7 protein-coding genes are annotated in these 7,636 nt (G+C 64.6%); 2 read left to right on the forward strand and 5 right to left on the reverse strand.

Annotation, left to right across the window (positions count from 1 at the left end):
- Positions 1-289: 289 nt before the first annotated feature.
- The 3 genes from IVA82_RS14755 to IVA82_RS14765 form a co-directional block, all read right to left on the reverse strand.
- Positions 290-1,108, reverse strand: coding sequence for an enoyl-CoA hydratase/isomerase family protein (locus IVA82_RS14755; protein WP_247390810.1), 819 nt, complete (start codon positions 1,106-1,108; stop codon positions 290-292).
- 193 nt (positions 1,109-1,301) lie between these two features.
- Positions 1,302-2,462 carry an acyl-CoA dehydrogenase family protein gene (locus tag IVA82_RS14760; RefSeq protein ID WP_247390808.1) on the reverse strand — a complete coding sequence of 387 codons (1,161 nt, stop codon included), beginning with the start codon at positions 2,460-2,462 and terminating at the stop codon, positions 1,302-1,304.
- Between the two features lie 18 nt (positions 2,463-2,480).
- The gene (locus tag IVA82_RS14765; protein WP_247390806.1) at positions 2,481-3,545 is read right to left on the reverse strand and encodes an acyl-CoA dehydrogenase family protein; all 1,065 of its coding nucleotides are present in this window, start codon (positions 3,543-3,545) and stop codon (positions 2,481-2,483) included.
- Positions 3,546-3,790: 245 nt separating this feature from the next.
- On the opposite strand from IVA82_RS14765, the gene IVA82_RS14770 reads away from it, so the two are divergent.
- Entirely contained in the window at positions 3,791-4,576 is a 786-nt protein-coding gene (locus tag IVA82_RS14770; protein ID WP_247390804.1) for an SDR family oxidoreductase, read from the forward strand.
- 195 nt (positions 4,577-4,771) lie between these two features.
- Here IVA82_RS14770 and IVA82_RS14775 read toward each other — a convergent pair whose 3' ends face one another.
- Together IVA82_RS14775 and IVA82_RS14780 are read right to left on the reverse strand one after the other, a co-directional pair.
- On the reverse strand, positions 4,772-5,044 hold the full coding sequence (locus IVA82_RS14775; protein WP_212303528.1) for a GlsB/YeaQ/YmgE family stress response membrane protein: 273 nt from the start codon (positions 5,042-5,044) through the stop codon (positions 4,772-4,774).
- A gap of 27 nt (positions 5,045-5,071) precedes the next feature.
- A complete protein-coding gene (locus tag IVA82_RS14780; RefSeq protein WP_247390803.1) occupies positions 5,072-5,671 on the reverse strand; it encodes a YidB family protein in 600 nt (199 codons plus the stop codon).
- 144 nt (positions 5,672-5,815) lie between these two features.
- Here IVA82_RS14780 and IVA82_RS14785 point away from each other — a divergent pair, with 144 nt between their 5' ends.
- Positions 5,816-6,817, forward strand: a complete 1,002-nt coding sequence (locus IVA82_RS14785) for a 2-dehydropantoate 2-reductase (RefSeq protein ID WP_247390801.1) — start codon at positions 5,816-5,818, stop codon at positions 6,815-6,817.
- Positions 6,818-7,636 lie beyond the last annotated feature (819 nt).

Consider the following 7,636-nt stretch of genomic DNA (forward strand, 5'->3'; position numbering starts at 1 on the left):
TCATTCACGGCCCAGGCCTCGCATCACGTCACACCTGTTATCGTCATCGCGTGCGTTGCAGGGACGCCATTGTGGCGCCGAGCTCGTCGCGCTCAAGGCCGCTGCCGCGCCGTCTCCGGCGGTGGCCTACGGCCAGCCTTGACCGCTCCTCGCCGCGGCGCCCAAGACCGCCGCCATCAAACGACGCCCTCTTGACAACTCACTCCCCATACAAGGATGACGGGTCGAGAGTGCGGCCGCTCAAGGAAGAATAGCGAGACGTCCCTACAAGGGGAGAAGAAAGAAGACGCTATCTTCCCTTAAAATTCGCGGCGCGCCGCTCTTCCGTCGCCTTCACGCCTTCTTTGAAATCCTCCGTCGCGCGCAGCCGGGTCTGTTCCTCAAGCTCGTGATTGGTTGCGGCCATGACGCGGTCGGCCAGACCCGCGCGCATCGTGGCGCGGGTGGAGACGAGGCCGAGCGGCGAGCATTCGGCGATCTCGCCGGCGAGCTTCATCGCCGCCGCCTTCACCTGGTCCTGCGGCACCAGCTCGTTGGCGAGGCCCCACTTATATGCTTCCTCGCCGGTGACGCGGCGGCTGGTGTAGAACATCAGCTCGGCGTTGTTCTTGCCGATCAGCTCAGGCAGCGTCACGGTCAGGCCGAAGCCGGGATGGAAACCGAGTTTTGTAAAATTCGCGGAGAAGCGCGCCTCGGGGCAGGTGACGCGGAAATCCGCCGACACCGCAAGGCCCAGTCCGCCGCCGATGGCGGCGCCCTGCACGGCGGCGACGATCGGCTTCTTGGCGCGAAAGATGCGCACGGCCTGGATGTAGAGATGGTTGATCGGGCCGAGGCTGTCGGCCGGATCGCCCTTTGCTGTTCTCTCGGCCTCGCGCGCCTCCTGCGCCTGCCGCGCCGGGTCGCCGAAATTGGCGCCGGCGCAGAACGCCTTGCCTTGTGCCGACAGCACAGAACTCCGGATCTCGATGTCGCGGTCGAACTCGTCGAGCGCATCGGCGATCTGGTTGATCAGCGAAATGTCGAAGAAGTTGAGCGGGGGCCTGCGGATCTCGATAGTGCCGACATGCCCAATCTTCTCGACGCCAATATCCGTACATGTGCTCATGTGGCCTCTATCTCAATCTGTCCGTAGCGAAGAACCACCTCTCCCATAGGGAGAGGTCGGCGCGCAGCGCCGGGTGAGGGGCTGCGGTCCCTCGATAGAGCGTAACCCCTCACCCGATTTGCTGGCGCAAATCGACCTCTCCCGATGGGAGAGGTGAACGGAGCGAGTGGCTGGCGGGGTGATCTCATCAGCGTTAGCGCAGGCCAAGTCCGCGGGCGATGATACCGCGCAGCACTTCGGTGGTGCCGCCCTGGATGGTGAGTTTCGGCGCGGTCTTGATGGCAAAGTCGAGCTGCCGCTCCAGCGTTTCGCGGTTGGTCGCGGTCTCCTCGACGAAAGCGGCAAGATCGCGCACGCGGTGCGGCAGCTGCTGCTCCCACACCGTGCCGATGTCCTTGACGATGGAGGCCTCCACCACCGGCTCCTTGCCGGCCTGCAGCATGCCGGCCACTGAAACCGACATGCGCCGCATGGTGTGGAGCTGCGCGACGAGGCGGCCGATGCCTTCGGCGCTGCGCGTATCCGGATTGGGGCCGACCGCGCGGACGAGCTCGGTCAGCACGTAATAAGTTTCGAGGAAACGCTCCGGACCCGAGCGCTCATAGGCAAGCTCGCTCGTCGCCTGCTTCCAGGCACCGTCGACCTCGCCGAGCACGTGATCATCGGGTACGAAGAAATCGGTGAAGACAACCTCGTTGAACTCGTACTGGCCGGTGATTTGGCGGATCGGGTTCACTTGAATACCCGGCTGCTTCATCTTGACCAGGAACTGGGTCAGGCCGTGGCGGCGGTTTTCCTTCGTTGGCTGCGACGTGCGGAAAATCGCGATCATATAATCGGCGATATGCGCCGACGACGTCCAGATCTTGGTGCCGTTGATGAGATAGCCGCCGTCGGTCTTGGTCGCGCGCGTCTTCGCGGCGAACAGGTCGGAGCCCGAGTTCGGCTCGCTCATGCCGATGGCAAAGCAGATTTCGCCGCGGCAGATGCGCGGCAGGATGTCCATCTTGATGTGCTCGGGGGCGTATTTCAAAAGCACCGGCCCGCTCTGGCGGTCGGCGACGAAGAAGCGCCGCGTCGGCGCATTGGCCACGCGCATCTCCTCGGTCACCACATAGCGTTCGAGGAAGGAGCGCTCCTGGCCGCCATATTTTTTCGGCCAAGTCATGCCGAGCCAGCCCTTGGCGCCGACCCGGCGGGAAAATTCCGGCGCGTCGGTGTCTTCGCGGTTGGGCTTGTGCGGATCGAAGGTGCCGGCGGCGATTTCGTCGGCGAGGAAGCCGCGCACTTCCTTGCGCAATTGCTCGCATTCTTCGGGAAGGCGGATCGGATCGAAACGGAGGGCAGCGGTCATTGGTCTGTCGTTCCCTGATCAGCGCGACGCCACGAGCGGCCACAATTCGTCGGCGCCGCGATTGGCAACCAGCTTACCGAGCTCGACGGCCCAGTGGCTCTCCGAGCCGAAATCGTCGCGCCAGGCCAGCGCCCGCAGCGAATAGCGGTGCAGAATATGCTCCATGGTGAAGCCGATCGCGCCGTACACCTGATGCGCGATGGCGCCGCCTTTTTCCGCAGCTTCCGCGCAGCGGATTTTTGCCGAGGCAGCTTCGAGGTAGACTTCGTCGTCGAAGGACTTTGCGCTGGCAATCGCATCGGCGGCCGAGGTCGCTGCCGCGAGCGCTGCGGCGGACTCGCCGGCAAGGCGCGCGAGGTTGTGCTGCACCGCCTGGAATTTCGAGATCTTCTTCTCGAAGGCGACGCGCTCGTTGGAATAGCGCACGGAGATGTCGAGCATCGCTTCCAGCGCGCCCGCGATCTGAAGGCTGCGCGCGACGCCGCCCATCAGCATCAAGGCGGTCTTGTCAAAGCCCTTCGGGGCGGACTTGATGGCGACGGGCTGCACCTTGTCGAGCGTGACGGTGTCGCTGTGGTCGTAGCCGACATTGAGTCCGGCTTCGATCCGCGCCTTGGTTGCGTCGACCAGCGCGATCAAGACGCCGTCCTTGCCGTGTACCAGCACGGCAAAGTGCTTCGCCGCTTTCGCAAACGGCACGCCGCGGGCGCGGCCCGAGAGTGCGCCGTCGGCGTCGAGCGTTATGCGATCCTTCGGGCTCGCCGGCAGCACCGTCATCTCGCCCTCCGGCGAAGCGATCTTCGCTTGCGCCAGCAGCCAGCCCGCCAGCATGGTCTCGGCCAGCGGAACTGCGATCGCAAAGCGGCCGGCGGCGTTCAGAAGGGCAAAGCCGTCGGCAAGGCTCGCGCCGGAGCCGCCGAGGTCGTCGGGCACCCAGGACAGCGGCAGGCCAGCCTCGCTCAGCGCCTGCCATAGCGGCGCCTGCCACGAATCTTTCTTGTCGTTGTTGATTTCTTGCGGATCGGCGAGATCGGCGAAGATTTTCTCCGCGGTGTCGACGACGATATTGTCACTCTCCGCCACAGCGTTCCCCGTGTTTTACCATTGGCGCATCCGGACCCTTGGGCCGGCGCGCGGTCTCTTCTTGCGCCGGATGATCGGAAAAAGCCATGGTCCTGACAAGCGTTGATCGCAGGTCCATCTGCGGCGCCGGCATGGGCGAAGGACCATTCCGTAGTAATTCCGCTTAACGGAGTTTGCTCGATTTGCAGGGCGCGCCAAACTCGCTAAACAAGGCGGCGAAACTCAACAATGGGAAGGAAATCCGGATGGCAAAGGACGGCTTGTGCGCAATCGTGACGGGATCCGCATCAGGGCTTGGCGCGGCGACAGCGGACATTCTCGCGCGGAGCGGGGCGCGGCTCGTCATCAACTATTCCTCGAGCCAGAAGGAAGCCGAGGCAACCGCTGAGGCCTGCCGCAAGTCCGGCGCAGCGGAAGTTCTGGTCGCGCAGGGCGACGTGTCGCGCGACGAAGACTGCCGCAAGATCGTTGCGGCAGCTAGCGGCTGGGGCCGGCTCGACGTGCTCGTCAACAATGCCGGCACCACCAAGCACGTCGCCCATGCCGATCTCGACGGATTGTCGGCGGAAGATTTTCAGCGATTGTATGGCGTCAACACCATCGGCCCGTTCCAGATGGTGCGTGCCGCGCGCAGCCTGCTGGAGGCCGGTGCAAAGGCGTCGGGGCGGCCGTCAGCCGTGGTCAACATCTCCTCGGTTGCCGGCATCAGCGGCGTCGGTTCGTCGATTGCGTATGCGGCGAGCAAGGGCGCGCTCAACACCATGACACTGTCATTGTCGCGTGCGCTGGCGCCGCTGATCCGCGTCAACACGTTGTGCCCCGGCTATATCGACACGCCGTGGTTCACCAAGGGTCGCGGCGAGGCAGGTGCAAAGCAGGTGCGCGACAGCGTGGTCGCGAAGGTGCCGCTGAAGATCGCATCAACCGCCGACGACATCGCGCAGCTCGTCTGCTTCCTGGCGATGCCGGCTTCCAGCAACATGACCGGCGAGGTCGTGCGGATGGACGCCGGGATGCATTTGATTACGTGAGATAGCGCTCCGCTAGCGCGACAAACACGACCGTCGTCCCGGCGAAGGCCGGGACCCATAACCACACGCCGTAATTGTAGTGCGAAGTCGGCAATTGCCAATCTTCGCCAAACCAAATTCGGTGGCTATGGATCCCGGCCTTCGCCGGGACGACACCGAATTTGTCGATGGGTCACACCGCAATGCAACTGTGGGCTACCCCTTGATCACGCCGCTCGCGACCAGCCGGTGCCAGATGAACAGCACCACCACGGCGCCGATGGTGGCCATGATGAATCCCGCGCCCTGGTCGGGGCCGTAGTGGCCGATGGCCTGGCCGATGAAGGTCGCCAGAAATGCGCCAACGATGCCGAGGATGGTGGTGAGGATGAAGCCGCTCGGGTTGTTCGGTCCCGGCGCCAGCCAGCGCGCGATGAGGCCGGCGACGAAGCCGACGACGATGATCCACAACAGGCCGCCCATGCTCATGTCAGTGCTCCCCTCGTTTGACTAAAATCAGACCCTGCCCGAGATCTCTTGCTCCGTCGGCAGCCGTCCGTCCGGCGTCAGATGGTCGATCACCTGCGGCAGATACTGGCTGAGGCCGGAGAGCAGTTCGTCGCGCGACAGGCCGCTCTGGGCTGACAGGCTCTCGATCTGGTCGGCGCCGAGCGCGTTGGCGAGATCGCCCGGCGCGATCTCCTTGTTCTGGCCTTTGCCGACCCAGCTGTTCGCAGTCTCGCCATGACCGGTCTGCTGGAGTTGGTTGAGGAGATCGCCGAGCCCGCCGCTCAGCACGCTGCCGGCCGCACCGCCTGCGAGCAGGCCGCCGAGGCCGCCCTTCAAGAGGTCACCGAGGCCACCGCCTCCGCCAAGCGCGCCGCCAGTGCCCGCATTCACCGGCGGGGGGAGGTGCGTCGGTGTCGGTGCCGGGGACGGCTGCGGCGCATTGCCGGATTGATTGCCGCTCAAATGCTTGAATGCCTTCCAGGCGAGCAGGCCAAGGATCGCCATGGTAATGGGCGACATGCCGCCGCTGGACGAGGATTGCGAACTCGGTGCGCTTGGGCCGCGTGGGCCGTTCTGCATGCCGTTGAGGACGTCGAGCAAACCCATGTCGTTCTCCTGCCGGTAACAGCCCCGTTCGAAAACATATGAGGCTCTCATGACGGTTACAAGGCGATTGCGCCGCAACTGCGGGAATGGGCAGCGGCGGTTTGCTCTGCTATCGAGTGCGGGTCATTTTGGGAGCGTAGCCAGGTGAATACGGATCGGCCGATCGTGGTGGCTGGCGCGGGCGCCATCGGCTGTCTCGTCGGCGGCATGCTGGCGGCCGGCGGTCGCCGCATCGCGCTGCTGGTGCGGCCGCGGGTGAAGGCCGAGATCGAGCGGTTCGGCCTGCGGCTCACCGATTTCGACGGCTCCGAAAGGAAGCTCAGCGCCGGCCAGTTCGCGCTGTCTGAGAATCCCGCGATCTTGCACAGCGCCGGCATCGTGCTGGTCACGGTGAAGAGTGCCAATACTGATGAAGTCGCGGATCAGATCGCGCAGCATGCGCCGGAGGATGCAATCATCGTGTCACTGCAAAACGGCGTCGGCAACGTCGCGGTTCTGCGCGAGCGCCTCGGTGGCCGGCGCGTGCTCGCCGGCATGGTGCCGTTCAACGTGATCGCCATGGGCGAGGGCCGCTTCCATCGTTCGACCTCGGGCGACATCCATATCGGGGAAGACGAGGCGAATACGGCCGCGGCGCTCTCGGTGCCCGGTCTCACGATGCGCGCGAGCCGCGACATCACCGGCGTGCAATGGGGCAAGCTGATCATCAACCTGAACAACGCGCTCAGCGCCTTGTCCGACATGCCGCTGGCCGCGCAACTGGCGAACCGCGACTGGAGGACACTATTCGCCGACCAGATGGCGGAGGGGCTGGCCGCATTGAAAGCCGCCGGCATCAATCCGGTCTCGGCGACGGCGATCCCGATGTCCTGGACGCCGGCCTTGCTGAGACTGCCCAACACGATTTTCGACCTGATCCTGGGGCGGACCATGAAGATCGATCCCGAGGCGCGTTCCTCGATGTGGCAGGACCTGAAGCAGGGCCGCAAGACCGAGATCGACTATCTCCAGGGCGCGGTCATTGCGCTTGCTGAGCAACATGATGTCGCTGTGCCGCTGATGCGCCGCATTGTTGCGCTGATCAAGGAAGCTGAAGTCGCGGGCAAGGGCCCGCCCGGGCTGACGCCGCAGCAGATTCGCGGGTAGCGCTTGAGTGCGATGGGAGGAACGCGATGAGGCGTTGTTTGATGATCGGGCTCGCTCTGGCGACCCTCTGCGGCGCCTCCACGTTCGCGGAGGCAAGGCCGCCGACCGTCATGAACTCTCCCGGCTATGATGCGCGACTGCAGGAGAGTCGGAAGGCATTGGGCGCATCATCGACGACGGCAGCGCCGGCGCATCCAACGGTGCCCGCATCCAAGCGCAGCAAGAAGAAGCATCCTAACTGAGAATGTGGGCGCTGAATCTCCATCCAATTCGTCATTGCGAGCGCAGCGAAGCAATCCAGAGTCCCTCCGCGGACAGATTCTGGATTGCTTGTGCGCCAGGCAAGCTGGCGCGGTCCAACCGGTGGAAGTCCGGTCCGGGTAAGCCGTAGCGGGCGCCCGGTAGTGAGTGTTGCGGTGTCGTCGGCGACGGCGGCAGCGAAGCGTACACAACGATGCTGTGGGGTGGCTATTGAGCCGCGAAAGACAGAAACTCGCAGAGGCCGAGGCGGTAAGCAACGTCGAAGGCAACATGTGCGGTCCCGTTATGCGAGGGGCTGACGCTCTGCCGTGGTCGAAGACCCCATCACGCAGTAAGGGACCGCGCCGGAACCTGGGAGGTCCCGCGTTCGACCGCAGGCGGCATGCGCCTTCGGTCCGCATCGGGAAGGCGAGGAGCCGAAGCCGATGACGAACGAACGCGGGAAGTCGGACGTGGCCACAGTAGCGGCGAAGCCGGCGAACGAGGCAGAGCGATCTGCGAAAGGAGCTGGTGGAGCGAAGGGCCGCGACCAAGGGGAATGCGGACCAGCAAAGCACG

The organism is Bradyrhizobium sp. 142, from assembly GCF_023074015.1.
Taxonomy (GTDB): Bacteria; Pseudomonadota; Alphaproteobacteria; order Rhizobiales; family Xanthobacteraceae; genus Bradyrhizobium.

Coding starts and splice junctions, on each gene's coding strand:
- IVA82_RS14770 (WP_247390804.1), top strand. CDS start 3,791: ATGGCAAAGGACGGCTTGTGCGCAATCGTGACGGGATCCGCATCAGGG.
- IVA82_RS14755 (WP_247390810.1), bottom strand. CDS start 1,108: ATGAGCACATGTACGGATATTGGCGTCGAGAAGATTGGGCATGTCGGC.
- IVA82_RS14760 (WP_247390808.1), bottom strand. CDS start 2,462: ATGACCGCTGCCCTCCGTTTCGATCCGATCCGCCTTCCCGAAGAATGC.
- IVA82_RS14780 (WP_247390803.1), bottom strand. CDS start 5,671: ATGGGTTTGCTCGACGTCCTCAACGGCATGCAGAACGGCCCACGCGGC.
- IVA82_RS14775 (WP_212303528.1), bottom strand. CDS start 5,044: ATGAGCATGGGCGGCCTGTTGTGGATCATCGTCGTCGGCTTCGTCGCC.